At 60.9% G+C, this 25657-nt stretch carries 25 protein-coding genes, 1 tRNA gene and 1 pseudogene; 13 read left to right on the top strand and 14 right to left on the bottom strand.

What is annotated here, in order from left to right:
- Window positions 1-108: 108 nt before the first annotated feature.
- Window positions 109-522 carry a hypothetical protein gene (locus OC445_RS07215; RefSeq protein ID WP_034125526.1) on the bottom strand — a complete coding sequence of 138 codons (414 nt, stop codon included), beginning with the start codon at window positions 520-522 and terminating at the stop codon, window positions 109-111.
- Between the two features lie 158 nt (window positions 523-680).
- Here OC445_RS07215 and OC445_RS07220 point away from each other — a divergent pair, with 158 nt between their 5' ends.
- On the top strand, window positions 681-1646 hold the full coding sequence (locus OC445_RS07220; protein ID WP_057975373.1) for an arsenic resistance protein: 966 nt from the start codon (window positions 681-683) through the stop codon (window positions 1644-1646).
- Between the two features lie 87 nt (window positions 1647-1733).
- Window positions 1734-3341 carry an ArnT family glycosyltransferase gene (locus OC445_RS07225; protein WP_127880507.1) on the top strand — a complete coding sequence of 536 codons (1608 nt, stop codon included), beginning with the start codon at window positions 1734-1736 and terminating at the stop codon, window positions 3339-3341.
- Window positions 3342-3377: 36 nt separating this feature from the next.
- On the opposite strand, the gene OC445_RS07230 is transcribed toward OC445_RS07225, so the two are convergent.
- From OC445_RS07230 to OC445_RS07250, 5 genes are all read right to left on the bottom strand, one after another.
- Window positions 3378-4049: a hypothetical protein gene (locus OC445_RS07230; protein WP_060764861.1), complete on the bottom strand. Its 672-nt coding sequence runs from the start codon at window positions 4047-4049 to the stop codon at window positions 3378-3380.
- 172 nt (window positions 4050-4221) lie between these two features.
- Window positions 4222-4297: transfer RNA gene (locus OC445_RS07235), tRNA-Phe, on the bottom strand.
- Window positions 4298-4400: 103 nt separating this feature from the next.
- Window positions 4401-4673, bottom strand: coding sequence for an oxidative damage protection protein (locus tag OC445_RS07240; protein ID WP_034125530.1), 273 nt, complete (start codon window positions 4671-4673; stop codon window positions 4401-4403).
- Window positions 4670-5737, bottom strand: coding sequence for an A/G-specific adenine glycosylase (gene mutY / locus OC445_RS07245; protein ID WP_072445787.1), 1068 nt, complete (start codon window positions 5735-5737; stop codon window positions 4670-4672). The genes OC445_RS07240 and mutY overlap by 4 nt, the downstream gene beginning before the upstream one ends.
- The gene (locus tag OC445_RS07250) at window positions 5734-7950 is read right to left on the bottom strand and encodes an AsmA family protein (RefSeq protein WP_072445788.1); all 2217 of its coding nucleotides are present in this window, start codon (window positions 7948-7950) and stop codon (window positions 5734-5736) included. The genes mutY and OC445_RS07250 overlap by 4 nt, the downstream gene beginning before the upstream one ends.
- A 326-nt stretch (window positions 7951-8276) precedes the next feature.
- Here OC445_RS07250 and OC445_RS07255 point away from each other — a divergent pair, with 326 nt between their 5' ends.
- The 7 genes from OC445_RS07255 (at window position 8277) to OC445_RS07285 (ending at window position 14019) form a co-directional block, all read left to right on the top strand.
- The gene (locus OC445_RS07255; RefSeq protein ID WP_054897552.1) at window positions 8277-9938 is read left to right on the top strand and encodes an OFA family MFS transporter; all 1662 of its coding nucleotides are present in this window, start codon (window positions 8277-8279) and stop codon (window positions 9936-9938) included.
- Between the two features lie 209 nt (window positions 9939-10147).
- A complete protein-coding gene (gene hisB, locus OC445_RS07260; RefSeq protein WP_003187781.1) occupies window positions 10148-10744 on the top strand; it encodes an imidazoleglycerol-phosphate dehydratase HisB in 597 nt (198 codons plus the stop codon).
- On the top strand, window positions 10744-11382 hold the full coding sequence (gene hisH / locus OC445_RS07265) for an imidazole glycerol phosphate synthase subunit HisH (protein WP_054897551.1): 639 nt from the start codon (window positions 10744-10746) through the stop codon (window positions 11380-11382). The genes hisB and hisH overlap by 1 nt, the downstream gene beginning before the upstream one ends.
- Window positions 11383-11640, top strand: coding sequence for a DUF2164 domain-containing protein (locus tag OC445_RS07270; protein ID WP_032894032.1), 258 nt, complete (start codon window positions 11383-11385; stop codon window positions 11638-11640).
- Between the two features lie 39 nt (window positions 11641-11679).
- Window positions 11680-12417, top strand: a complete 738-nt coding sequence (gene hisA, locus OC445_RS07275; RefSeq protein ID WP_032894030.1) for a 1-(5-phosphoribosyl)-5-[(5-phosphoribosylamino)methylideneamino]imidazole-4-carboxamide isomerase — start codon at window positions 11680-11682, stop codon at window positions 12415-12417.
- Between the two features lie 9 nt (window positions 12418-12426).
- Window positions 12427-13197 carry an imidazole glycerol phosphate synthase subunit HisF gene (gene hisF / locus OC445_RS07280; protein WP_003187786.1) on the top strand — a complete coding sequence of 257 codons (771 nt, stop codon included), beginning with the start codon at window positions 12427-12429 and terminating at the stop codon, window positions 13195-13197.
- Between the two features lie 66 nt (window positions 13198-13263).
- Window positions 13264-14019: a substrate-binding periplasmic protein gene (locus OC445_RS07285; protein WP_198790467.1), complete on the top strand. Its 756-nt coding sequence runs from the start codon at window positions 13264-13266 to the stop codon at window positions 14017-14019.
- A 110-nt stretch (window positions 14020-14129) separates the two neighbouring features.
- On the opposite strand, the gene OC445_RS07290 is transcribed toward OC445_RS07285, so the two are convergent.
- From OC445_RS07290 to gpmI, 4 genes and pseudogenes are all read right to left on the bottom strand, one after another.
- Window positions 14130-14903: a divergent polysaccharide deacetylase family protein gene (locus OC445_RS07290; RefSeq protein ID WP_054897548.1), complete on the bottom strand. Its 774-nt coding sequence runs from the start codon at window positions 14901-14903 to the stop codon at window positions 14130-14132.
- 2 nt (window positions 14904-14905) lie between these two features.
- Window positions 14906-16219: a S41 family peptidase gene (locus tag OC445_RS07295; protein ID WP_034125537.1), complete on the bottom strand. Its 1314-nt coding sequence runs from the start codon at window positions 16217-16219 to the stop codon at window positions 14906-14908.
- Window positions 16220-16249: 30 nt separating this feature from the next.
- A pseudogene (locus OC445_RS07300) lies at window positions 16250-17544 on the bottom strand (murein hydrolase activator EnvC family protein).
- 258 nt (window positions 17545-17802) lie between these two features.
- Window positions 17803-19329: a 2,3-bisphosphoglycerate-independent phosphoglycerate mutase gene (gene gpmI / locus OC445_RS07305; protein ID WP_262020031.1), complete on the bottom strand. Its 1527-nt coding sequence runs from the start codon at window positions 19327-19329 to the stop codon at window positions 17803-17805.
- 151 nt (window positions 19330-19480) lie between these two features.
- Between gpmI and OC445_RS07310 the strand changes: the two genes are divergently transcribed.
- From OC445_RS07310 to secB, 3 genes are read left to right on the top strand one after another with little or no spacing between them, the layout of a single operon-like run.
- Window positions 19481-19894, top strand: coding sequence for a rhodanese-like domain-containing protein (locus OC445_RS07310; RefSeq protein WP_032901811.1), 414 nt, complete (start codon window positions 19481-19483; stop codon window positions 19892-19894).
- A gap of 1 nt (window position 19895) precedes the next feature.
- A complete protein-coding gene (grxC, locus tag OC445_RS07315; protein ID WP_003171118.1) occupies window positions 19896-20150 on the top strand; it encodes a glutaredoxin 3 in 255 nt (84 codons plus the stop codon).
- A 41-nt stretch (window positions 20151-20191) separates the two neighbouring features.
- Window positions 20192-20671, top strand: coding sequence for a protein-export chaperone SecB (gene secB / locus OC445_RS07320; protein ID WP_032894017.1), 480 nt, complete (start codon window positions 20192-20194; stop codon window positions 20669-20671).
- Between the two features lie 159 nt (window positions 20672-20830).
- Here the strand turns inward: secB and OC445_RS07325 are convergent, their stop codons facing one another.
- Window positions 20831-21286: a tRNA (cytidine(34)-2'-O)-methyltransferase gene (locus tag OC445_RS07325; RefSeq protein WP_262020032.1), complete on the bottom strand. Its 456-nt coding sequence runs from the start codon at window positions 21284-21286 to the stop codon at window positions 20831-20833.
- Between OC445_RS07325 and OC445_RS07330 the strand changes: the two genes are divergently transcribed.
- Window positions 21285-21725 (top strand): hypothetical protein, encoded by a 441-nt coding sequence (locus tag OC445_RS07330; protein ID WP_032894013.1) that lies wholly within the window; start codon window positions 21285-21287, stop codon window positions 21723-21725. The genes OC445_RS07325 and OC445_RS07330 overlap by 2 nt on opposite strands.
- Before the next feature lie 446 nt (window positions 21726-22171).
- Here the strand turns inward: OC445_RS07330 and ntrC are convergent, their stop codons facing one another.
- The 3 genes from ntrC to OC445_RS07345 all read right to left on the bottom strand — a co-directional run bounded on the left by ntrC (window position 22172) and on the right by OC445_RS07345 (window position 25594).
- Window positions 22172-23608: a nitrogen regulation protein NR(I) gene (gene ntrC, locus OC445_RS07335; protein WP_003187806.1), complete on the bottom strand. Its 1437-nt coding sequence runs from the start codon at window positions 23606-23608 to the stop codon at window positions 22172-22174.
- Window positions 23605-24690 (bottom strand): nitrogen regulation protein NR(II), encoded by a 1086-nt coding sequence (glnL, locus tag OC445_RS07340; protein WP_014716523.1) that lies wholly within the window; start codon window positions 24688-24690, stop codon window positions 23605-23607. The genes ntrC and glnL overlap by 4 nt, the downstream gene beginning before the upstream one ends.
- Window positions 24691-25048: 358 nt before the next feature.
- Complete coding sequence (locus OC445_RS07345) at window positions 25049-25594, bottom strand: chorismate mutase (RefSeq protein WP_262020033.1); 546 nt, start codon at window positions 25592-25594, stop codon at window positions 25049-25051.
- Window positions 25595-25657: the final 63 nt, after the last annotated feature.

The raw sequence follows: 25657 nt of genomic DNA on the forward strand, positions 1-25657 counted from the left end.
ACGCAGTCCAGCGGGAGCAAGCTCCCTCGCCACAAGTCACTGGTTGTCTGCTCGAACTCTTAACTGACTGGCATTAGGGCAAGCCCGCTCCCACATTTTTATTTTGTGTCAGTCGGGGGCGTTGGCCAGCGCCTGGGACGCCGCCACGTAATCGGCCTGGAACTGCGGCGACTCAATCCACGCTAACGCCGCGGCTTCGTCATCGCTGTCCGTCGCCCACTGCCGATACTCGATCAGCGCCGCCAGGATAAAGTCGGTCGCTTCTTCTTCGCCTTCCTGCTCCAGCACCAACGCCAGCAACGGGTGCGCCAGGAACACCGCACACAGCGCCTGCTGGCTGATCTCGCCAGCGGCACGCATTTCGACGAACAGTTCAGTCAAATCCACCGACTCAAGGTCGATGCGGCTGTCGTCGCCAGCAAAAGCATCCGGCTTGTGCGCCACGGCGCGCTGGGTGCGGTTTTGCTTGGCCTTGGCTTTTGCCCGGTGGGCGCGTTTTTGCTGCTTGTTTGGCGAGGCCATGGGCTCAACGTCCTTGGGGGTCTGGTCTGGAGGGTGTATTGAAGCGCAGGTTGGGGTAAATCCCAAGGGTTTCTCGGGCGGCAATGATTGCTGTAGTGCTCGACCTTATCTGCGCGGGTACTTAGGCTGACAGTCTATTGACCCACCAGAGCCCGCCCATGACCCGTGACACCCTGGAACACCATCAGGTCCCGATCTACTTTGTTGCCGTCTTTGTTGCCGTCACGTTTGGCCTGTTCTGGCCCTTGTCGGCGCAGGGCTTCAGCCTTTGGGTGACACCTGCCATTGCCGTGCTGATGTATGCGATGTTTTTGCAGATACCCTTTCTTGAGCTGCGCCAAGGCTTGGGCAACAAGCGATTCATGGCGGCCTTGCTGCTGGCCAATTTCATTCTGGTGCCTTTGCTGGTGTGGGGGTTGACCCGCGGCCTGGTGGAGCGTCCGGCGTTGCTGGTGGGCGCTCTGCTGGTGTTGCTGACGCCCTGTATCGACTACGTGGTGGTGTTTACCCATATCGGCAAGGGCGATTCGCGTTCGATGCTGGCGGCAACCCCGCTGTTGCTTTTGCTGCAACTGCTGCTATTGCCGGTATACCTGGGGCTGATGTTGGGCGAGCAATCCAGCGTGGTGGTAGCGGCGGGGCCATTTGTAGAGGCGTTCGTGGGGTTGATTGTGGTGCCGATGCTTCTGGCTGTCCTCACCAGCGCGCTTGCGCGGCGTTCGAGCGCTATCGGTCTTTGGAGCAGCGCCTGGGCGTGGTTGCCGGTGCCGGCGATGGCGCTGGTGTTGTTTGTCGTGCTCGCTTCGCACATCACTGCGGTGGTGCGAGATATCAACTTGTTGTTGCCGGTCATTCCAATCTACGTGGCCTTTGTATTGTTGGCGCCGTTGATGGGCATTGGGGCTGCGCGGCTGTTCGCACTGCCAGCGGTGACGGCGCGGGCGGTGACGTTCAGTGCGTCGACGCGTAATTCGCTGGTGGTTTTGCCATTGGCGCTGGCCCTGCCGGAGGATGTGCGCGGTTTGGCCGCAACGGTGGTGATCCTGCAGACCCTGATCGAGCTGGTTGCCGAACTGCTCTACGTTCGCCTGATCCCGGCAGTGGTGTGGCCCACCAGTCGGTAACCGCGTGAATGTTCAGGTCTGTTCAGGCGCCATTCAGGGGCGCGTTCGGCACCATACGCCAGCGCTTCCCACCTGACAGGTCAACCGATGGATCACCGCAACCGTTTTCGCCTGGAGTCACTGGGTATTTTCCTGGTCGCTCTCTTGTTGTTCACAGTAGGTATCTGGGATCAGCAGCCCCAGGGTTTTGACGGGCGTTGGGCGCTGTTCCTGCAGGAAATGTATCGCCATGGCGCGAGTCTTTTCCCCACCACCTACGGCCAGCCCTATGCGGATTACCCCGGCACTGCGACCTTCTTCAGTTATCTATTCGCGCGCTTGTTTGACGCGCCGAACCACTTGGCGAATGTGCTGCCCACAGCGCTCGCGTCGGCGGGGGTGATCGCGCTGATGTATCGCCTGCTGGCGCCCTACAGCCGTGCCTGGTCGCTGCTGACGGTGCTGCTCACGCTGCTCACCGCCCAGTTGCTCGAGAAGTCGCGCTCGGTGTGCCTGGACCAGATGGTTGCATTGTTATGCGTGGGCAGTTTCTACCTGCTGCACACCGGCGAACGCCTCGGGTCACGGTTGAGGCAACTGGCGGTGTTCCCGCTGTTCATCCTGGGTTTCGCCTTACGTGGGCCGCTGGGGTTGATTGAAGTCTGCGCGGTGGTGTGTGTGTATTGGGCGTTGAGCAAGCCGGGGGAGCGTGTCCGACAGGTGCTGATCCACGGCGTTGTCGGCCTGGTGTTGCTCGCCGCGTGCTGGTGGCTGCTGATGAAGCTTGCGCGGTTCAGTGGTGGCGATGCGTTTGCCGATGAAGTCTTCAAGATGCAAGTCGGCGGGCGTCTGGATGAGTCGGGTGAGCCGTTTTACTTTTATTTCCAACTGAGCTTGTACCGCTACTTCCCGGTGGTGCCGCTGGCGTTCGCGACCCTGTTTGCGTTGCGCCATCGCTGGCCCGAGCGTTGGGCCAATGAGCACCTGCAATTGCTGGTGCGGTTCGGGGGCTGCGGCTTGATGATTCTGCTCGGCCTGTCGGTACCGCATTTCAAGCGCGCTTATTACATTCTGCCGATGGTGCCGATGTTTGCGGCTGTCGCTGCCTATGGGCTGCTTCACGCGCAAGGCTGGCTGGTGGGTGTGCGCCGTTGCTATGAATGGCTCGTCGCGGCGCTGCCGGCGTTGTGCGTGGTTGTGTTGTTTGTGTGTCGACACGCCTGGCATAAACAGGGCTACTGGCCGGAGATTTCCTTGCCGTTGATGATCGGCGTGTTGGTGGTGCTGCAAGCCGCAGCGTTGATTGCCTGGCAGCGAGCATGGCGGTTGGTGTGGCTCAGTCTGATCGCGCTGGTGGCGCAATGGCTGTTGCTTGTGACAGTGATAGAGCCGGCCAAGGACCTGCAATTCGACACCCGGCGGTTTGTCAGCCAGGTGGAGGCGTTGCGCCAGGCGCAGCCAGGTCCCTTGGTGTTTGTCGATCTGGCCCGGGATACCTGGGCGGTGCGCTACATGATGAACCTGGATCACGATGAACAGCCGCTGTTTGTCGGGCGTCACGAGCTTGAGAAGTTGGCGGCGCTGCCCCGGCCCTCCTGGGTGATCGTGTCGCGCAAGGAGACCGCGCTGTTGAAGGGGTCGCCGGTGGAGCACCTGGCGCCGAGCTATCAAGGGCGCTTGAATGACAACCCGTTGATGGTGTTCTTGCTCAAGTAAGGAGGCCCTTGAGCCAAGGGCCTGTCGAGCAGATGATTATTTGCAGCGGAAGCTTTCAGGCATCGTGACCGTGTAATTGCGCTGCACGCGGTCCTGGAAATTCAGATTCTGCAAACCCTGCTGTACCAGGAAGGCTTCGACCTTGGCGGCTTGGCAATCGTCGTTATAGGAAGACGCCCGTAGCAGGTAGACCGCGCGCCTGCTCACTTCATCACGAGCGGTGACCCGGAAGGTGGTGAGCGTGGTGTAGCCGGTGCGCTCCGAGGTCCCTACCGGGCCGTAGGAAGTGTTTGGGGTACTGGTACAGGTCAGTTGGTCGGTCTTTTTCTTGTTCTTCTTGCATTGGGTGGTGGTGCTCTTTGCCACCTGCCCGTATTCGGTGGCGGTGTAGCGATACGTCACCTGCTTGCTGTCGACATCCAGAGTGACGGTCATTTTGATCGGCGCGTGGTTCTTGGGCAGGGTGGTGTCGGTGAAGACATTGCGAAAGCCCTGGTCCTGCATGGCGCGGACCATGTCACGCAGGTAGTAGCGAGCATTGAGTGAGTTTTCATCACTTCCGCCAGTGGATGTCACCAGCACGGTTGCCTGTCGGTCGAAGTGATAGTCGGGATCAGGCGTCGCGTTGATCGCTACGTCCAGCTGCGTGGCACACCCACTGAGCAGGGCGGTCAGTATTAATAGGGTGCAAAGCAAGAAGCGGGTCATGAAAAAACCTTACAACTGAGATTTGGGTAAAGGCTGAACGATTGAGTCCAGCCAAAAATAACCCTCAATCGTCCTGCTGCGACATCGTGTCCGTAAATGCGTGAGTCGCATTAAATCGCAGGCAATAAAAAACCCCAAGGAACGCATTGTTCCTTGGGGTTTCTCGGTATTTTGGTGCCCAGAGACGGAATCGAACCGCCGACACGGGGATTTTCAATCCCCTGCTCTACCGACTGAGCTATCTGGGCAACGGGGCGCATTAAACGGGTTTTTCAGGGGGTCGTCAAGCAAGTTTTCAAAAAATATTTAATTATTACCGTCGCTTACGTGCAGACCCTGGTTTTTGATCAATTATTGAGCAGGCGGCACGTAGCCGTCGGCCTTGGCGTATTCCTCGCCGGAAAAGAACTTGTCCATTTCGCCGGCCAGGTATTTACGGTCTTCGGCGTTCATCATGTTCAGGCGTTTTTCGTTGATCAGCAGGGTCTGGTGTTTCAACCAGTCGCCCCAGGCTTTGGCGGAGACGTGCTCGTAGATGTCCTGGCCCTTGGCACCTGGGTACGGAGGGCGCTCCAGGGCTGGCAGTTCTTCTTTGTACTTGCGGCACATGATGGTGCGGGTCATGACGAAACTCCTGCGTTCAATACGTCGGCCGCGCGCTTCAGCAGTTTTTTCACCGGGGCGGCAAGGCCCAGGCGCGGCGGGGTGGCGAGGTTATACCAGAGCCAGTCGGCCTCGGCCACGTGATGGGCGGTTTCCTCGACCTGGACCAGCCAGGGTTCGATGGCCAGTTGGAAGTGGCTGAAAGTGTGGACCAGCCCGGGCAGTTCCTGATGCTTGCCCAGCGCCAGCGCGTGCTGGTTGGCGAGGTGATCCAGGTCTTGCAGGTCGTCCAGCTCCGGCAAGCTCCACAAGCCGCCCCACAAGCCCGTAGACGGGCGACGGTAAAGCAGGATCGCGCCCTCTGCGTTGGCCAGCATGGGCATCAGCGTGCGCTTTTGCGGGATGGTCTTGCGCGGCTTCGGGATCGGGTAGCGTGTTTCCAGGCCCAGCATGTGGGCTTCGCAGCCTTTTTCCAGCGGGCACAGCAGGCAGCTGGGTTTGCTGCGGGTGCACAGGGTGGCGCCCATGTCCATCATGGCCTGGGTGTAGGCGTTGACGCGCTCAAAGGGTGTGAAGCGCTCTGCGGTGGCCCACAGCTGTTTGGCGACCTTGGGCTCGCCCGGGTAACCCTCTTGCGCGGTAAAGCGCGCCAGCACGCGTTTGACGTTGCCGTCGAGGATCGGCGCGCGCAGGCCCATGCTCAGGCTGGCAATCGCGCCAGCGGTGGACAGGCCGATGCCCGGCAGCTCGGTGAGCTTTTCCACGTCGCGGGGGAATTCGCCGCCGTGTTCGGCCACCACGATCTTGGCGGTCTTCTGCAGGTTGCGCGCCCGGGTGTAGTAGCCCAGGCCCGTCCACAGGTGCAGCACTTCATCTTCCGGCGCAGCGGCCAGGGCTTCGACGGTCGGCAGGGACGCCATGAACCGGTCGAAGTAGTTGAGCACGGTGCTGACCTGGGTCTGTTGCAGCATGATCTCCGACACCCACACCCGGTAAGGGGTGATGTCCTGTTGCCAAGGCAGGTCGTGGCGGCCATGGCGGTCGTACCAGTCCAGCACCGCTTGTGAAAACTGCTCGTTTCTCATCGGTTGAACAGGCCTTTCAATGCGTCTTTGAGCTTGGGGTTAACCTTGTCGAGCTTCTCTTCCAGCTTCTCGTTGAGGCGGTTGCCGGCAGCCTTGAGGGCGACCTGGCCCAGGCCGTCCTTGTCCAGGCGGCAGGCCTTGGCGCCAAGCTCAAGCGGGCCTCGGCAGCGCAGGGGCACCTCAATGCCCTGGAAGTTGGCGCCGACCTGGCAGGCTGGGTCCGGCACGTCACGCTTGTCGCCTTCGACGATGATGCCGACGCGGTAGTCCATGCCCAGCACGCGTAAATCCACATCGCCGTTGCCGTTGAGCGTCAGGCCAGGGATACGTACTTTCAGGTCGGGGTTGCTGGCCACGCCGTTACGGAACGTGAGGTTGCCGCGCAGTTCCTGGAAGGGCGTGTCCTTGCCGCCTGGTGTGGCGCTCAGGGTCTTGCGGTTGAGCAGGGCGATGCCGGTGCACAGTTGCTGCTCGATGTTGGCATTGAGCAGCACACCGTTGTTGATCACGATGCTGGCGGTGCCGTTGAGGCTGTCGATCAAGGCCTTCTGGCTATTGCCACGGCCGTTGAGGTTACTGTCGAGGGTGAGCTGGCCTTTGACCGGCGGGTTTTTCCCTTGGGCCTGCAGGATGCGCTCAACGGGCACCTGCTTGATGTGGCTTTGCAGGGCCAGCACTGGCGTGTCCTGGCGTACGTCGAGTGTGCCGTTGGCCTGGAACGTGCCGTTGTAGAGACCGCCGCTGAGGGTGTCGAGCTTGAGTTGCCCGTCAATGCCAGAGGCTTTGAGCACCGCGTTCTGAATGGGCAACTGGCTCAGGGTCAGTTCGCCAAAGGCCAGGTCTGCATTCACGTCCAGGCTGCGCAGGCGCGTCAGCGGCAGCAGTTTGTCGTTGCTCCAGGCACCTTTGGTTGGCGCTTCCGGCAATGGTGTACTGCCGCCTGCCGCCATGGCGCCGGCTTCGCTGCTCTGTACTTCGGCCTGGCGTGCGGCGGTTGCGCCTTTGGCGGCTTCGGATTTGGCCGGCAGGTAATTGTCGGCATTGAAGGTATCGCCCTTGAGCTGCACACGCAGTGACTGCTTGGCGAAGTCATCCACGGCGATGCGGCCGGTGAAGGTGCTGGCATCGAGCTTCAGGTTCAAGTTTTCCAGGGCGACGCTGGTGGGCGTGCCCTTGAGGCGGCTCACCAGTTCGACCTTGCTCAGGCTGCCTGGGGCCATGGCAGGCAGTGGGTGGCCGACGCTCTCAAGAAACTTGGCCAGGTCAAACTGGGCAACCGACAGGGCGCCGCTGATCTGCGGGGTTTTGTCCAGGTCATTGGCCTTCAGTTCCCCCAAGGCGCGCAGTTGGTTGGCCGCCAGTTTCAGGTTGGTCCATTCGGCGACGTTGGCCGCCAGGTCCACCAGCAGTTGGCCCTGGGTGGAGAAGCTCACGGTCTTGCCTTGCAACGGCTCACCGGTAGCCTCGCCACTCAAGCGCATGTCTTCGAACTGATAACGCTTGAGCGCGCGCTGGATGCGCAAGTTGCCGTTCAGCTCAGTCTTGACCCGCATCAGCGGCTGGTTGCTGCCCAGGAACGCGGTGAGTTTCAGCGGGATGCTGGCGCCTTCGTGGATGGCACCGGCACTCAACTGGATACTTTCGGCACTCAATTGCTTGCCGGTCTGTTCATCGGTGTATTCGACGCGGGCGTTGTTGATGGTCAGGCTGTCGATGTCCAGGCGGATCGGCTGCGGCGGTTTTTCCGGCTTGGTTTCAGCCACCGGTTCGACCGGCGCGGGAGCGGGGGCACCGGCGGTTTCGTCGGGCAGGTTCTTGCCGATGTCTTCCCAGTTGCCGTGGCCTTGCTTATCGCGGTTCAGGCGCAGGTTCAAGCCCTCGACACGCACATCGCTCATTTGTACTTCGCGGCGCAGCAGTGGCAGTACGCGCACCGAGAGGCCGAGCATCTGCAAGTCGGCAAACGGTTGAGTCGGTGCGGTCAGGGTTGCGACGCTGGCTTCATGAAGCTCCAGGCCCAGCCAGGGGAACAGGCTCCAGCCGATATCGCCATTGAGCGTCAGCTCGATGTGGGCCTTGTCGCGGGCTATCTGGCGAATTTCTTCTTTGTAGTCGTTGGGATCGAAAAGGTGGGTCAGGGCAAAGCCGAGCGCCACAATGATCAGCAACAGCCCGAGAAGTACCAGACCCAGGATTTTGCCGAACGCTTTCATGGGCGAGTCCTTGTATGTCGATTTCAAAATTTAGCCGCAGAGTATAACGCCCGAAGGCCGGCGTCAGTTCACGGATCGTTACATTGTATCCACCGGTGCGGAAATGGGATTTTGACGTCAAGAAAATACAGATAATCGAAAAAAGGTAGTGGCAGTTTGATTTTTCCGTCATCCACTGGTGCTAATCTCTGCACGTTCGTCCGCCTTCTGCGACTTAACGTCGCGCCTAAAAGGGAGCTTCACTCAACAAAACGGCCACGCTTTGCGTGCAAGGCCGAGGGAGAGAGCGCCTGACGGACGCATACCAATAACTGGGGGAAACACCAATGAGCACTAGCACTGTGGCCGGCAATGCCGCCGCACAGCCTGCGTTCCTGTCCAAGGAGCGCATCATCGCCAAGCCGGGCTTCAACCGCTGGCTGGTTCCACCGGCCGCACTGGCCATCCACTTGTGCATCGGCATGGCCTACGGCTTCTCGGTGTTCTGGCTGCCCTTGTCCAAGGCGCTGGGTATCACCGCGCCGGTGGCCTGCGCGCCGGACATGAGCTTTATCGCCCAAGTCTTTTCGTCCCAATGCGACTGGCCCATCTCCATGCTGGGCTGGATCTATACCCTGTTCTTCATCTTCCTGGGCTGCTCCGCAGCAATCTGGGGCGGCTGGCTGGAACACGCCGGGCCGCGTAAGGCTGGTGTTGTCTCGGCGCTGTGCTGGTGTGGTGGCCTGCTGATCTCCGCCTTGGGTATCTATACCCACCAGATCTGGCTGATGTGGATCGGCTCCGGGGTCATTGGCGGTATTGGCCTGGGCCTGGGCTATATCTCGCCCGTTTCGACCTTGATCAAGTGGTTCCCGGACAAACGCGGCATGGCGACCGGCATGGCGATCATGGGCTTTGGCGGCGGCGCGATGGTGGGTGCACCTTTGGCCGCGGCGCTGATGGGCCATTTCTCTTCACCGACCAGCGTCGGTGTATGGCAGAGCTTTGTGGTCATGGCGGCGATTTACTTCGTGTTCATGATCGGTGGCGCACTGCTGTATCGCGTGCCGCCAACCGGCTGGAAGCCTGAGGGTTGGACTGCTCCGGCGAAAAAAGCCAGCAATGCGATGATCACTCACCGCCATGTGCATGTGAATGTCGCGTGGAAAACCCCGCAGTTCCGCCTGGTATGGCTGGTGCTGTGCCTGAACGTGTCGGCCGGTATCGGCATCCTGGGCATGGCTTCGCCACTGCTGCAGGAAGTGTTCGGCGGCAAGTTGCTGGGTGTTGATGTGCCATTTGGTCAATTGGATGCGGGCCAGTTGGCCTCCATTGCAGCCATTGCCGCTGGTTTTACCGGCCTGTTGAGCCTGTTCAACATCGGTGGCCGGTTCTTCTGGGCGTCGTTCTCCGACTACCTGGGGCGTAAAAACACCTATTTTGTGTTCTTCGCCCTGGGCTTTGCCCTGTACGCGCTGATCCCGAACCTGGGGCACCTGGGTAACGTGGCGCTGTTCGTGGCCGCGTTCTGCATCATTCTGTCGATGTACGGCGGTGGTTTTGCCACGGTTCCGGCCTACCTGGCGGACTTGTTCGGCACTCAGATGGTTGGCGCGATCCACGGTCGCCTGTTGACCGCCTGGGCCGCTGCGGGCGTATTGGGCCCGGTGCTGGTGAACTACCTGCGTGAATACCAGTTGAGCATCGGCGTTGAACGCGCCGCGGCCTACGACATCACCTTGTACATCCTCGCCGGCCTGCTGGTGCTGGGCTTCATCTGCAACCTGCTGGTGCGCCCGGTGGCCGACAAGTACTTCATGACCGACGCGGAACTTGCCGCCGAACAGGCGCTGGGCCATGACAAAGGTGCTGATGCGAGCACTGTGCTGGAATGGAAGGCCTCCGCCGCCAGCAAGCCGCTGGCGATTGCTGCGTGGCTGGTAGTGGGTATTCCGTTGGCGTGGGGTGTGTGGGTGACCCTGCAGAAGACGGCGGTACTGTTCCACTGACACCGCAATAAGGGTGGGCCCGGCTCCTGTGGGGCCGGGCTTGTGTGGGAGCTGGCTCCCACATAAGCCCATGCTCACATGTATGCACATGTCTATCCTCGACATTCCTCGCTCCAACTCGTCAGTCTTATCCCCTTCGTTGTTTCTGTTTAGCGCCTGCGCCCCTATAATGGCTGCCTTTTTCGCCCAATGATTTTGCGGAGCTGGTGATGGCCGAACGTAAGGCATCTGTCGAGCGCGACACTCTGGAAACCCAGATCAAAGCCTCGATCAACCTGGATGGCACCGGAAAGGCCCGATTTGATATCGGTGTACCTTTTCTTGAGCACATGCTGGACCAGATCGCCCGTCACGGGCTGATCGACCTGGATATCGTCGGCAAAGGCGACCTGCATATCGACGACCACCACATGGTGGAAGACGTGGGCATCACCCTCGGCCAGGCGTTTGCCAAGGCCATCGGCGACAAAAAAGGCATCCGTCGCTACGGCCATGCCTATGTCCCGTTGGATGAAGCGCTGTCCCGTGTGGTCATCGACTTCTCCGGTCGCCCGGGTTTGCAGATGCACGTGCCGTACACCCGCGCTAACGTGGGCCGTGGCTTTGACGTCGACCTGTTCCAGGAATTCTTCCAGGGCTTTGTCAACCACGCACTGGTCAGCCTGCACATCGACAACCTGCGCGGCACCAACACTCACCACCAGATCGAAACCGTGTTCAAGGCTTTCGGCCGCGCACTGCGCATGGCCGTGGAAGTCGATGAGCGCATGGGCGGGCAAATGCCGTCGACCAAGGGCGTCCTGTAATGCAGACGGTCGCGGTTATCGATTACGGCATGGGTAACCTGCACTCGGTGGCCAAGGCCCTTGAGCATGTAGGCGCCGGCAAGGTGCTGATCACCAGCGATGCCAACGTGATTCGCGAAGCCGACCGTGTGGTGTTCCCCGGCGTCGGCGCGATTCGCGATTGCATGGCCGAGATCCGTCGCCTGGGCTTTGATAGCCTGGTGCGCGAAGTCAGCCAGGACCGCCCCTTCCTCGGTATCTGCGTGGGCATGCAAGCCTTGCTCGACAGCAGTGAAGAGAACGGCGGTGTCGACTGCATTGGCCTGTTTCCAGGGCAGGTGAAGTTCTTCGGCAAAGACCTGCATGAAGATGGCGAGCACCTCAAAGTCCCGCACATGGGCTGGAACGAAGTGCGCCGCACCGTCGACCACCCGCTGTGGCACGACATCCCGGACATGGCGCGTTTCTACTTCGTGCACAGCTACTACATCGCCGCCGGTAACCCGCGCCAGGTGGTGGGTGGCGGGCATTACGGCGTCGATTTTGCCGCCGCACTGGCCGATGGTTCGCGCTTTGCCGTGCAGTTTCACCCGGAGAAAAGCCATACCCATGGCCTGCAATTGCTGCAGAATTTCGCCGCGTGGGATGGTCGCTGGTAAATGGCCAGGAAGCCGAAGCCGCCGATCTTGAACCTCGCGCCCGAGCAGGAGCGTGAGGCTACCGACAAGATCAAGCGGTTCATGGAAGACCGCTTCGAGCTCAAGCTGGGCTCGTTCGAGGTCGCCGAAATTCTTGAGCTGTTCACCACCGAAGTGGCGCCGCATTATTACAACAGGGCGATTTTCGACACGCAGACGCTCCTTAAAGAAAGGTTCGAAAGCATCGAAAGCGACTTGTGGTCGCTTGAGAAACCCTGATTTCCCAAGCATTGCTGAATATCGAATAAGGTTTGCCAGATGCTGATTATCCCCGCTATCGATCTCAAGGACGGCGCTTGTGTCCGCCTGCGCCAAGGCCGCATGGAAGATTCCACCGTGTTCTCCGATGACCCGGTGAGCATGGCTGCCAAATGGGTAGAAGGGGGCTGCCGTCGTCTGCATCTGGTGGACCTGAACGGCGCCTTCGAAGGCCAGCCGGTCAATGGCGAGGTGGTCACCGCCATCGCCAAGCGCTACCCGACCCTGCCGATCCAGATCGGCGGCGGTATCCGCTCCCTGGAAACCATCGAGCACTACGTGAAAGCGGGCGTGAGCTACGTGATCATCGGCACCAAGGCCGTGAAAGACCCAGCCTTCGTCGCCGAAGCCTGCCGCGCGTTCCCTGGCAAGGTGATCGTCGGCCTGGATGCCAAGGACGGCTTCGTCGCCACCGACGGCTGGGCTGAAATCAGCACCGTGCAAGTGATCGACCTGGCCAAGCAGTTCGAAGCCGATGGCGTGTCCGCCATCGTTTATACCGACATCGCCAAAGACGGCATGATGCAGGGCTGCAACGTACCCTTCACCGCAGCCCTGGCAGCGGCCACGAAGATTCCGGTGATCGCTTCCGGCGGCATCCACAACCTGGGCGACATCAAGTCGCTGCTGGACGCCAAGGCGCCTGGGATCATCGGCGCCATCACCGGCCGTGCGATCTATGAAGGCACCCTGGACGTCGCCGAAGCCCAGGCTTACTGCGACGCCTACAACGGCTGAGGACTGACCATGGCGCTGGCCAAACGCATCATCCCTTGCCTGGACGTCGACAACGGTCGCGTGGTCAAGGGCGTCAAGTTCGAGAATATCCGTGACGCCGGCGACCCGGTGGAAATTGCCCGTCGCTACGATGAGCAAGGTGCCGACGAGATTACCTTTCTCGACATCACTGCCAGCGTGGATGGCCGCGATACCACGCTGCATACCGTCGAGCGCATGGCCAGCCAGGTGTTTATCCCGCTGACCGTGGGTGGCGGAGTGCGCACCGTGCAAGACATCCGCAATCTGCTCAATGCCGGTGCGGACAAGGTCTCGATCAACACCGCCGCCGTGTTCAACCCTGAGTTTGTCGGCGAAGCCGCGCAACACTTCGGCTCGCAATGCATCGTGGTGGCTATCGACGCCAAGAAGGTCTCCGGCCCGGGTGAAACCCCGCGCTGGGAGATCTTCACCCACGGCGGGCGCAAGCCTACCGGGCTGGACGCGGTGGAGTGGGCGATGAAGATGGAAGGCCTGGGCGCCGGTGAAATCCTGCTGACCAGCATGGACCAGGACGGCATGAAAAACGGCTTCGACCTGGGCGTCACCCGCGCCATCAGCGATGCTCTGGGCATCCCGGTGATCGCGTCGGGTGGGGTTGGCAACCTGCAACACCTGGCCGATGGCGTGCTTGAAGGCCACGCCAGCGCGGTGCTGGCGGCGAGTATTTTCCACTTTGGCGAATACACCGTGCCCGAGGCCAAGGCCTACATGGCGGCGCGCGGTATCGTCGTGCGCTAAACGCTGCTGGACACCATGGCAGGCTCGCGGCACTCTCTGCGCTTGCCATGGATTCCGGTAGCCTTCATGTTCAAACACCTGCTGCTCGCCCTCGCCAGTTCCTCCATGTTCATGGTGGCTACGGCACACGCCGAACAACCGTCTGACGCCTCCCTGGTGTTGCTGACGGAAAATTTCCCGCCCTACAACATGGCGAAAAACGGCAAGAACTTCGCCAAGGACGAGAACATCGAAGGCATTGCCGTGGACATCGTGCGCGAAACCTTCAAGCGCGCTGGCATTTCCTACAACCTCACTCTGCGTTTTCCTTGGGAGCGAATCTACAAGCTCGCCCTGGAACAGCCAGGTTACGGCGTGTTTGTGATGGCGCGGTTGCCAGATCGTGAAGCCTTGTTCAAATGGGTCGGCCCTATCGGCCCGGACGATTGGGTGTTGCTGGCCAGGGCAGACAGCAAGATCGAGTTGGAAAATCTGGAGCAAGCGCGCCGCTACAAGATTGGCGCCTACAAAGGCGATGCCATTGCCGAAAGCCTGGACAAGCAGGGGCTCAAGCCGATAGTCGCCCTGCGTGACCAGGATAATGCGCAAAAGCTTATGGAAGGCCAGATCGACCTGTGGGCCACTGGCGATCCTGCTGGGCGTTACCTGGCGCGGCAGGTGGGAGTGAACGGGCTCAAGACGGTATTGCGCTTCAACAGTGCGCAGCTTTACCTGGCGTTGAACAAAGACGTGTCGGATGAGCTGGTGGCCAGGCTCCAGGCCGCATTGGATGAGTTACGCAACAGCGGCCGTATAGACGAAATCATGGCGCAATATCTGTAAGTGAGCTGTTGTGGCGAGGGAGCTTGCTCCCGCTGGGCTGCGTAGCGGCCCTAAAATCGTGGGAGCGCTTCGCGCTTCAGCGGGAGCAAGCTCCCTCGCCACAGTGACTGTCAGCGATAGATGCCGTTTTTGCCGTGGGCACTCATCGCCCGATTACTGCGCACGCTGATCATCAACTTGATATCGATCCACTCCACGCCCTGCGCCTTGAGCTTGGGCAATTCGCGCTCCAGTACCGCCAGCGTCTGTGGGTAAGGATGCCCGATCATGACTGCCGAACCCTGCTTGTGCGCCAGTTTGATCGCGGTCTGCAGTTGCGTGGTAATCGCCGCCTCGGTGCGTTCGTCATCGAGAAATACATCCCGCGACACATGGGCCAAACCGATCTTCTGCGCCTCGGCGGCGGCGACGGTTTGCGCACTGGTGCGGCTGTCGACGAAGAACTTGTGACGCCGTTGCAACTCACCCATCAGCCAGGCCATCGCTGCCGGTTGTGCGGTCATGCGGCTGCCCATGTGGTTGTTGATGCCGGCGGTGTAGGGCACGGCTTCAAATGCCGCGTCCAGGCGTTTGCCCAGTTCTTCGATGGACAGCTCCGGGTGCCAGGCGAATGGGCCGGTGGCCGGGTCCATGGGCATGTGCAGGATCACGATCTTGCCAGCCTTGTGGGCCTCACGGGCAAATTCGGCGGCGTGGGGCGTGTCCGGCATGATGGCGGCGGTCACCGGGCCGGGTAGCGCAAGCACGCGACGATCCCGAGGCAGGTTTTGCCCCAGGTCGTCGATGATAAGCGTCAGGTAGGCTTTGTGCGGTTCGCTGGCAGTGGCCGCTTGAGCGACCCCCGCCAGGCTGCACAGCACAGCGAAGATCAGGGCAAGACGCATGATCAACGGCTGCGGGTGATGCTCAAGCCCTTGAGCAGGCTGAGCGCCTGGGCCAGTTGGTAGTCATCGTCCTGCGGCATCGGCTTGGCCTTGGCGCGGCTGCCGGTTGGCTGGTCGGCACCGCCGTTGCCATTGCCCAGGTGGCCTTGCAGGTCGGCCTCTTTGTAGTATTCGCCATCGATCTCGTTGGTGATCTTGGCGCGGCGTACTTCGATGTCCGGCACAATGCCCTGGGCCTGGATCGAGCGGCCGTTCGGCGTGTAATACAGCGCCGTGGTGATCTTCAGTGCACGGTCGTTGTTCAGCGGCAATACGGTCTGCACCGAGCCTTTGCCGAAGCTGGTGGTGCCCATCAGCACACCGCGCTTGAGGTCTTGCAGGGCGCCGGCGACGATTTCCGAGGCCGAGGCGCTGCCGCCGTTGATCAATACCGCCAGTGGCACGTTCTCGCTAAGGTCGTTGCCGGTGGCCGAGAAGCGCAACTCGGAGTTGGCGATACGGCCCTTGGTGTAGACGATCAGGCCCTTGGTGACGAAGTGGTCGACCACCTCGACCGCCGACTGCAACACGCCGCCTGGGTTGTTGCGCAGGTCAAGCACGATGCCGTTGAGCTTCTTGCCGTTGTCTTTGCGCAGCTTGGCCAGTGCCTTGGCCACTTCGTCGCCGGTCTTGACCTGGAACTGGGTGATACGGATATAGCCGTAGCCCGACTCCAGCAGCTGGCTTTTCACGCTCTTGACCGTGATGGTCGCACGGGCCAGGGTCACGTCAAACGGGTTGCCGCCGTCGCGTACCAGGGTCAGGGTGATCTTCTGGCCGAGCTTGCCGCGCATCTTGTCGACGGCTTCGGTCATGGTCTGGCCACGGGTCGGCTGGCCGTTGATCTTCACGATCAGGTCGCCGGCCTGGATGCCGGCCTTGGACGCCGGGGTGTCGTCGATAGGCGAGACCACTTTTATCTGGCCGTCTTCGGAGCCCACTTCGATGCCCAGGCCGCCGAACTCACCGCTGGTGCTTTCCTGCAGCTCGGCGAAATCTTCCGGGCCCAGGTAAGCGGAGTGCGGGTCGAGGTTGCTGAGCATGCCCTTGATGGCATTTTCCAGCAGGGCCTTGTCGTCTACGGGTTCGACATACGCTGCCTTGATCCGGTCCATGACCTCGGCAAAGGTGCGCAGCTCGTCCAGCGGCAATGGCGCCTTGGTCGTCGCAGCCATGGCAGGTGCAGCCGGTGCGGCCTGGTCGGCAAAAGCCAGAGGCGCGCCGATCACCAGGGCGATCGTCAGGGCCAGCGAAGTGAGGCGGGACAAATGCAGCATGTCGAACGAACTCCTAATGTAGATGCGACCCTATCCTTGGGACCGGCACCATTGTGCAGGGTCGCTCGGGCGGCCCTGCTGACGAATAGCGAAGTACAGCGCCGGGGTGTCCTGGCCGCCACTGTTACCGACAGTGGAGATGGATTCACCGGCTTTTACAACATCACCTGCCGACTTGAGTAGTGTCTGATTGTGGCCGTAAAGGCTCAAATAGCCATTACCGTGGTCAAGAATCACCAGCAAGCCGGCGCCCCGCAACCAATCGGCGAACACCACGCGCCCACCGTGCACCGCGTGGACCTGGCTGCCGGCAGAGGCGCTGATCATCACGCCATCCCACTTGGCGCGGGTGTCATCGCCACGGGTTTCCCCAAAGCGTGCCAGTAATCGACCATCAACCGGCCATGGAAGTTTGCCTCGTGCTGAAGCAAAAGGGCCGCCGAACGACTCGCCGCTGCTGGAAACCAACGGGCCAGGCGCTGCACGCGCCGGTTTGCGCGGGGCCGGAGCGTCGGTGGTGGCAGCCAGTTCGGCCTCACGCTGACGCTTTTTTTCGGCTTCCTGCTGGGCGATCAGCGCTTTTTGCCGCGCTTCTTCGGCCTCGCGTGCCTGGCGGGCCAGGGTTTCTTCAATGGTCTTGAGGACTTTGGCCAGGTCGGCCTGGTCTTGCTCGCGGGCCTGCAACTTGGCGTCGCGGGCTTTTACGTCGCTGTTGAGCTTGGCCAGGGCCTGCTGGCGTTCCTTGCGTACTTTATCGAGCTGGTCGCGCTGGGTGTCGAGGGCAGTTTTCTGGTCGAGCAACTGCGATTGCTGGTCGGCGATTTCCTGTTCGACATTGGCCAATTGGCGCAGGGTTTCGTTAAACCCCTTCAATTGCGCCAGGCGCGCCTGGCTCAGGTAGTCGTAATAGGTGAGGGTACGGGCGAATTTTTCCGGGTTCTGCTGGTTGAGCAGCAGCTTGAGGTATTCCTGGCGGCCGCTCTGGTACGCGGCACGGGCCTGGATCGCGATCAGGCGTTGCTGTTCAATGCGTGCGCTCTGGAGTTTTTTTTCTCAGCGTCGAGTCGCTCCAGTTCCGACTCGCTCTTCTTTAGTTCTTTTTGCAGCTCCTGGACCTGCTTCTCCAGCTTGCCCATTTCGGTTTCCGTGCCGCGCAGGTCTTTCTGCACCCCGGATTTTTCTTCCTGGAGCTTGCCGAGCAGCTTTTTCAGCTCGGTAATGTCCTGACGCGTAGCGTCCAACTGTTGTTGGGTTTGTGCGCGCTCATCGGCAAACGCCGGTTGGAGCAGGCAGACAAGAGCAAGGGTTATCAAGGCGCGAAGCATAGAGGCGGGCGACACCAGGGGAAAAGGACGGCCTAGTATGCCCGCCAAGCGCTGCAAAAAAAACGCCCAATTGGGGCGGTAGGGCAAGATAGCCGCCGAGTGGCGATGGTATGGCAAAAAGACATCTATCAAACACCACAAAACCAATGTGGGAGCGGGCTTGCCCGCGATTGCGGTGGGTCAGCGACATAGATGTCGACTGATTAGCCGCTATCGCGGGCAAGCCCGCTCCCACACTGTTTTGTGGCGTACTTTGGATCAGACCAGGATCGAGGTCCCGGTCATCTCCTTCGGCTGTTCCAACCCCATCAGCTTGAGCATGGTGGGCGCCACATCCGCCAGCACGCCACCTTCACGCACTTTCAGGTTACGTTTGCCGACGTAGATGAACGGCACCGGTTCGGTGGTGTGCGCGGTGTGCGCCTGGCCGGTGGATTCGTCGGACATCTGTTCGCAGTTGCCATGGTCGGCGGTGATCAGCGCTTCGCCGCCGACTTTTTCCAGCGCGTCGACGATGCGACCAACACATTTATCCAGGCATTCCACGGCCTTGACCGCCGCTTCCAGGTTGCCGCTGTGGCCAACCATGTCGCCGTTGGCGTAGTTGACGACGATCACGTCATAACGCTGGTGATCAATGGCGTCGACGATCTTGTCGGTGACTTCCGGTGCGCTCATTTCCGGCTGCAAGTCGTAGGTAGCGACTTTTGGCGACGGGATCAGGATGCGCTCTTCGCCGGGGAACGGCTCCTCGCGGCCACCGGAGAAGAAGAACGTCACGTGGGCGTATTTCTCGGTTTCGGCGATGCGCAGTTGGGTCTTGCCGTTCTTGGCCAGGTAGTCGCCCAGCACGTTCTCCAGGCTGCCCGGGGCGAACGCCGACGGGGCCGGGATGTTGGCGGCGTATTGGGTGAGCATGACGAACTCGACCTTCGGCTGGCGCGCGCGTTCGAAGTCCTTGAAGCCTTCATCGACGAACACATGGCTCAGTTCACGGGCGCGGTCGGCGCGGAAGTTCATGAACACCACGGCGTCGCCGTCTTCGACTTTCACCGGCTCGCCGATGGTGGTGGCTTTGACGAATTCATCGCTTTCACCGCGGGCGTAGGCCGCTTCCAGACCTTCCTGGGCGGTGGCCGCGTTGAATTCGGCCTGGCCGTCGACGATCAGGTTGTAGGCCTGGGCGACACGGTCCCAGCGGTTGTCGCGGTCCATGGCGAAGTAACGGCCCACCAGGCTGGCAATACGGCCCTTGCCCAGGGCGGCGAAGGTGGTATCCAGCAGTTCGATGGAGGATTGCGCGCTTTTAGGCGGCGTGTCGCGGCCGTCGAGGAAGGCGTGCAGATAGATTTTGTCAGCGCCGCGCTTGAACGCCAGTTCGGCCATGGCGACCAAGTGATCCTGATGGCTGTGTACGCCGCCGTCCGACAACAGACCCATGAAGTGCACGGCCTTGCCCGCGGCAACGGCTTTATCGACCGCCGCGCAGATGGTCGGGTTTTCGAAGAACTCGCCATCGCGGATCGCCTTGGTGACACGAGTGAAGTCCTGGTACACCACTCGTCCGGCACCTAGGTTCATGTGGCCGACTTCCGAGTTGCCCATCTGGCCGTCCGGCAGGCCCACGTCCATGCCGGAACCTGAGATCAGGCCGTTGGGCACGGTGGCGGTCAGGCGGTCCAGTACCGGCTTGTTGGCCGAGTACACCGCGTTGTCGTGGTGGCTTTCACTGTGTCCGAAGCCATCGAGAATTATCAGGACCAAAGGTTTAGGCGTGGTAGTCATAGATCCTCTCGCGGCGCTAATAAAGGAAGACAATTGAAAAGGGAGTGGCAGTTTAAAGCGAAGTTCCAACCACGTCACCGCTTTACGGGGGTTGGCCCCCCCTGGCGGCTGTGTATACTTACCGCCATTTTAACGCCCTGGAACCTCCTTGATGGTTGATCACCTGATTGCATTTGCCACTGCCCACTACCTGCTTGTGGGCGCCTTCGTCATCCTGCTGGCGCTGCTGATCGCTCACGAACTGAGCCGCGGTGGTCGCAGCCTGAGCACGTCGGAGCTGACCGCGCTGGTCAACAAGGATGAGGCCGTCGTCGTCGATATTCGCCCGGCCAAGGATTATGCCGCCGGCCATATCGTTGGCGCCCTGAACATTCCCCAGGACAAGCTGATTGCGCGTCTGGGCGAACTGGAGAAGCACAAGGCCAAGACCATCATCCTGGTCGATGCCCAGGGCCAGCACTCCGGCACCCACGCCCGTGAGATGCTCAAGTCCGGCTTCACCGCCGCCAAGCTGTCGGGTGGTATCAGCAGCTGGCGTGGCGATAACCTGCCGTTGGTGAAGTGATATGAGCCAGGTTGTCGTGTATTCCAGCGATTGGTGCCCTTACTGCATGCGGGCCAAGGCCTTGCTTGAGAAAAAGGGTGTTGCCTTTGAAGAGATCAAGGTCGATGGCAAGCCCCAGGTGCGCGCCGAAATGGCCCAGAAGGCTGGCCGCACGTCGGTCCCGCAGATCTGGATCGGCACCCGGCATATCGGTGGTTGCGACGACCTGTTCGCTCTGGAGCGCGCCGGTAAACTTGATGCGCTGCTGTCCGCCTGACGCCTAAACCCTCAAGAACCCAAGATAAAGAAGGATCTGCGATGACTGATCAACAGAACACCGAAGCAGCAGAAGCTCAAGGCCCACAGTTCTCGCTGCAGCGGATCTACGTGCGTGACCTGTCGTTCGAAGCGCCAAAAAGCCCGGCCATCTTCCGTCAGGAGTGGACCCCAAGCGTTGCGCTGGACCTGAACACCCGTCAGAAATCCCTGGAAGGTGACTTCCACGAAGTCGTGCTGACCCTGTCGGTCACCGTCAAGAATGGTGAAGAAGTCGCTTTCATCGCTGAAGTGCAACAGGCCGGTATCTTCCTGATCCAGGGCCTGGACGAAGCGTCCATGAGCCACACCCTGGGTGCGTTCTGCCCGAACATCCTGTTCCCGTATGCCCGTGAGACCCTGGACAGCCTGGTCACCCGTGGTTCGTTCCCGGCGCTGATGCTGGCCCCGGTGAACTTCGATGCCCTGTACGCCCAAGAGCTGCAGCGCATGCAACAGGAAGGCGCGCCAACCGTTCAGTAATTTGCTGAGCGATGCCGTTCTAAAATGTGGGAGCGGGCTTGTGTGGGAGCTGGCTTGCCTGCGATAGCATCACTGCGGTGTGACTGACACACCGAGGTGCCTGCCTCGCGGGCAAGCCCGGCTCCCACACAAGCCCGCTCCCACATTTGTTATGCGGTGTTATTTAAAGCCCAGTTGGCGCCAGCCTTCATAGACGGCAACGGCTACGGTGTTCGACAGGTTCAGGCTGCGGCAGCCTTCACGCATCGGCAAGCGCAGGCGATGGCCATCGGGCAATGCGTCAAGCACCTCGGCCGGCAGGCCTCGGCTCTCCGGGCCGAACAGGAGCGCGTCGCCCTCGGCAAAGCTGGCATCATGAAACGGCCGCGAGCCCTTGGTGGTGAACGCGAACAGCCGAGGGTGGCCCAGGCTCTCCAGGCAACTGGCGAGGTCGGCATGGCGCTTGAGGGTGGCGTACTCGTGGTAGTCCAGCCCGGCACGGCGCAGGCGCTTGTCGTCCATGTCAAAGCCCAACGGCTCGATCAAATGCAGGTGGCAGCCACTGTTGGCGCACAGCCTGATAACGTTGCCGGTATTCGGCGGAATTTCTGGTTGAAAAAGGACGACGTGAAACATGCACGGCTCCGAAGGCAAAGATGCGCTGCATTCTACCCCCGAAGACGACCCGAGACCGAAGCTATTGCCGAGGGTGTTGGGCTCATTGGCGATTGTCGGCTTGATGATTGGCTTGATGATCGGTCGCTTGACCACCCCCGAGCCGCTTGAGCTGCAACAGGTAGAACCTGCGGCGGATGGTTTGGTGGTGTGGTTCAACAACGAACCCAAGCTGCACGGCGAGCATATCGACGGCACCGTGGCGTTGCTGTTTGACGCCCAGGGCAAGGCTGCCAGCGGGCAACTCAAGGTCAATGACAAGGACGTGAATTGGCGCATACGCAAGACCGACGCTGGCCTGCTGCTGAACCTGGTGGCGGCTCGGCCGTTGCGTGGGGAGTGGAGCGGTGCAGAGGTCGATGGCCGCTGGCGGCTGGAGATCCATCTCCAAGAGCAATAAAAGAGGGAGTTCCCGGCCTGCCTGTACCAGGGCTCCCAAAACGGGGTGAAGCCTAAGGCTTCGGTGTTAAAGAGGGGATTCTCGGCCTGCCTGTACCAAGGTCCCCGAAACTGGGTAGTACTGAGGTTATTGCAGGGGGCGTGCCAAAACTTGCAATTGCTGCTGGAAAAAAAATGCCAAAAAGCGCAAAGCCCCGGAATACGGGGCTTTGGTTGTTTCTACGGTTAAGAACTTTGTAGCGAAAGCGCTCTGTGAGGTTTCGGGTCTGTGCTCAATGGCGGTTCATCGTGCATTGAAGCGGTGCACAGTCTGCAGGCATTGCACAAAACAAATGTGGGAGCTGGCTTGCCTGCGATGGCGGTGTGTCAGCCCTCTATCGGGTGACTGACACACCGCCATCGCGGGCAAGCCCGGCTCCCACACTGGGCCTTCAGCGGTCTTGGGGTTCAGGCCTCATCACCCTCATCATCATCCCCACCATCAACCTTCATCCCCAATTCCTTGATCTTGCGCGTCAGGGTATTGCGCCCCCAACCCAGCAGCACGGCCGCATCGCGACGACGGCCGGCAGTGTGCTTCAGGGCAGTCTCGATCATGATCCGCTCGAACGCCGGCACCGCGCTGTCCAGCAGGTTCGACTGGCCGCGTGCCAAGGCCTGGTCCGCCCATTGGCGCAACGCCTGTTCCCAGTTGGTCACGGGAGCCGAGTCCTGCGGCAGGCTCAGCAGCTCCGGCGGCAGGTCGCTGATGTGCACTTCACGCCCGGAGGCCATCACCGTGATCCAGCGGCAGGTATTCTCCAGCTGGCGCACGTTGCCGGGCCACGGCAGGTTTTTGAGGTATTCCTCGGTCTCGCTTTTGAGCAGCTTGGGCTCCACCGCCAGCTCCAGAGCGGCGCGGCTGAGGAAGTGGCGGGCGAGGGTGGGGATATCTTCGCGACGGTCCGACATGCGCGGGATGTGGATGCGGATCACGTTGAGGCGGTGAAACAAGTCCTCACGGAATTTACCCGCATGCACCAGTGTTTCCAGGTTCTGGTGGGTGGCCGCGATGATGCGCACATCCACCTTCACCGGCGTATGCCCGCCCACACGGTAGAACTCGCCGTCAGCCAGTACGCGCAGCAAGCGAGTCTGGGTATCGGCCGGCATGTCGCCGATCTCATCGAGGAACAGCGTGCCGCCGTCCGCCTGTTCAAAGCGCCCGCGACGCAGGTTGGCTGCGCCGGTGAACGCGCCTTTCTCATGGCCGAACAGCTCGGACTCCATCAAATCCTTGGGGATCGCCGCCATGTTCAGCGCGATAAACGGCGACGCCGCCCGTGGACTGTGGCGGTGCAGGGCGTGGGCCACCAGTTCTTTACCGGTCCCCGATTCGCCGTTGATCAGCACAGTGATGTTGGAGTGGCTCAAGCGCCCGATGGCGCGAAACACTTCCTGCATCGCCGGCGCTTCCCCGATGATTTCCGGGGTGCGGGTCAGGGTCGGCGGCGCTTCCTGGTTCTGTTGTTCCTGGGCGTGCTGGTTGGCGCGCTTGACCAGCGCCACCGCTTCATCCACATCGAATGGCTTGGGCAGGTATTCAAAGGCGCCGCCCTGGTAGGACGCGACAGCGCTGTCCAGGTCCGAGTGGGCGGTCATGATGATCACCGGCAGGCGCGGGTGCTGCTCGCGAATGCGCGCCAGCAAGTCCAGGCCACTGGCGCCAGGCATGCGGATATCGGAAATGATCACGTCCGGCTGCTGACGTGCCAGGCGGCTCATCACCCCATCGGCGCTGTCGAAGCTCTGGGTGGTCATGCCTTCTTGTTGCAAGGCTTTCTCGAGGACCCAGCGGATAGAACGGTCGTCATCGACGATCCAGACAGTTTCACTACGGCTCATGTCGTGGGGGCTCCTTGTTCCAATGGCAGGAAGATCGAGAACGTGGTGTGGCCAGGGTGGCTCTCACATTCGATCAGGCCCTGGTGCTGGCTGATGATGTTCTGGGTGATGGCCAGGCCCAGCCCGGTACCGTCCGGGCGGCCGCTGACCATGGGAAAGAAGATGGTTTCCTGCAGCTCCGCAGGAATGCCGGGGCCGTTGTCGATGATCTCGACCTTGGTCACCAGGCGGTGGCGCACATGGCCGATGGTGAACTGGCGCAGGGCGCGGGTGCGCAGGCTGATGCGGCCCAGGCGTAGCTCATTCTGGCTGCTGATGGCCTGCATGGCGTTGCGCACGATGTTGAGCACCGCCTGGATCATCTGTTCGCGGTCGATCAACACGTCGGGAATACTTGGGTCGTAGTCGCGCACCAAGGTGATGCAGCCTTGGCTTTCGGCCTCGACCAATTGGCAGACCCGCTCCAGCACCTCATGCACGTTGGTCATCGCCAGGGACGGCAGCTTGTTGGAGCCGAGCATGCGGTCCACCAGGTTACGCAGGCGGTCGGCTTCTTCGATGATGACGTTGGTGTAGTCCTTGAGGTGCTCGTCCGGCAGCTCGCGGGACAACAACTGTGCCGCGCCGCGAATACCGCCCAGCGGGTTTTTGATCTCGTGGGCGAGGCCGCGCACCAGCATCTTGCTCGTTTCTTGCTTGGACAGCTGCGCTTCCTCCTTGGTAATGCGCAGCAGGCGGTCGCGGGGGTGGACTTCGAGCAGCAGCAGGGTCGCGCCATTGCTCAGGATCGGGGTCACGGCGTAGTCGACGGTCAACGTTTGCCCGGTGAGCGCGGTGAGCATCGCTTCGCGCTTGGTGAACGGGTGTGCCTGCTCCACGGCCTGGCGCAACGAACTCAAGGCTTCGGCCGACTCGGTGAACAATTCGCTGATGAACTGCCCATGGCTGCGCTGGCCGCTGATGGCCAGGAGCATCTCCGCCGCCGGGTTCATGTACTCAAGGCGCAGGTCGGCATTGAGCAGGATGGTCGCGGTGGTCAGGTTGTCGAGTAACAAACGGTGCAGTGCATCGCTGATGGTCATCGGGACCTCTTTTGGAGCAAGGCGTGGGCTTGAGGCACACGCTGATACAAGGAAAATGCAAAAACCAAACCAAGGCTCCGAAAAGAAGCGCTAATGCCCTGAAATAAGGGTTTCAGGCGCGAAACTGTGGCGTTCTGCCAGCCTCAACGGGAAGTTTCGAACCAAAATGGGCTGGGCAATTGAGAAGGGTGCAGGCTATCGCACCAATATAGTGCGGTTTTGTGAAGGTTGTTCAGCAACTGAAGATTTAAGGCGAATCGCAGTCAGTGTGGGAGCTGGCTTGCCTGCGATAGCGGTGGTGCATTCAACAGCGCTATCGCAGGCAAGCCAGCTCCCACATGTTTGAATGGGGTTGCAGTCACTCGCCTTTGTAGATGCACAGCTCGGCGGTGGCGCGGATCATCGCCAGTTGGCGCAGCGGATCATTCAGCGGTTCGTGCACGGCCTCGGCCACCCATTGGGGGCATTTGGGGTCTGTGCGCAGGGGGGTGAAGTCGGCCAACTGCTGCAGCAGCCTTTTTTGCAGATCGTCCAGTTGCGGGCGGATCTGCTGGACCAGGTCCGGGCGCGGGTCGTCGGGCGCTTTGCCCTGGAACTGCCAATCGGACAGATGGGTGTATTGCACCAGTTTGTTGGCTTCGATCTGGGCGGCGAAAAACTGCTCGGCAGCGGCCGGGTCCAGCTTGTAGCTCGGCGCCTGGGCAGTGACGCTGGCGATCACCTCTTGCTCGCGCTTCTTGTCCTCCACGGGTTTGTGGCTGTCCCATTTGCTCAGTGCTACCTGGTCGGCAATCTCCAGGCGTTCGGCGATGCTGTTGAGCAAGGGTTCGAACGTAGGCGGCGCAGCGCTCGCACTGGCACTGGCACTGATGAACAGCAGGGCAAATACAAGTCGATATCTCAAAGGTGATCTCCTGTGGGAGCGGGCTTGCCCGCGATGGCGGTGTGTCAGTGATACAGCAGGTGG

Source organism: Pseudomonas sp. Pse35 (assembly GCF_024519715.1).
GTDB classification, from domain to species: Bacteria; Pseudomonadota; Gammaproteobacteria; order Pseudomonadales; family Pseudomonadaceae; genus Aquipseudomonas; species Aquipseudomonas paracarnis.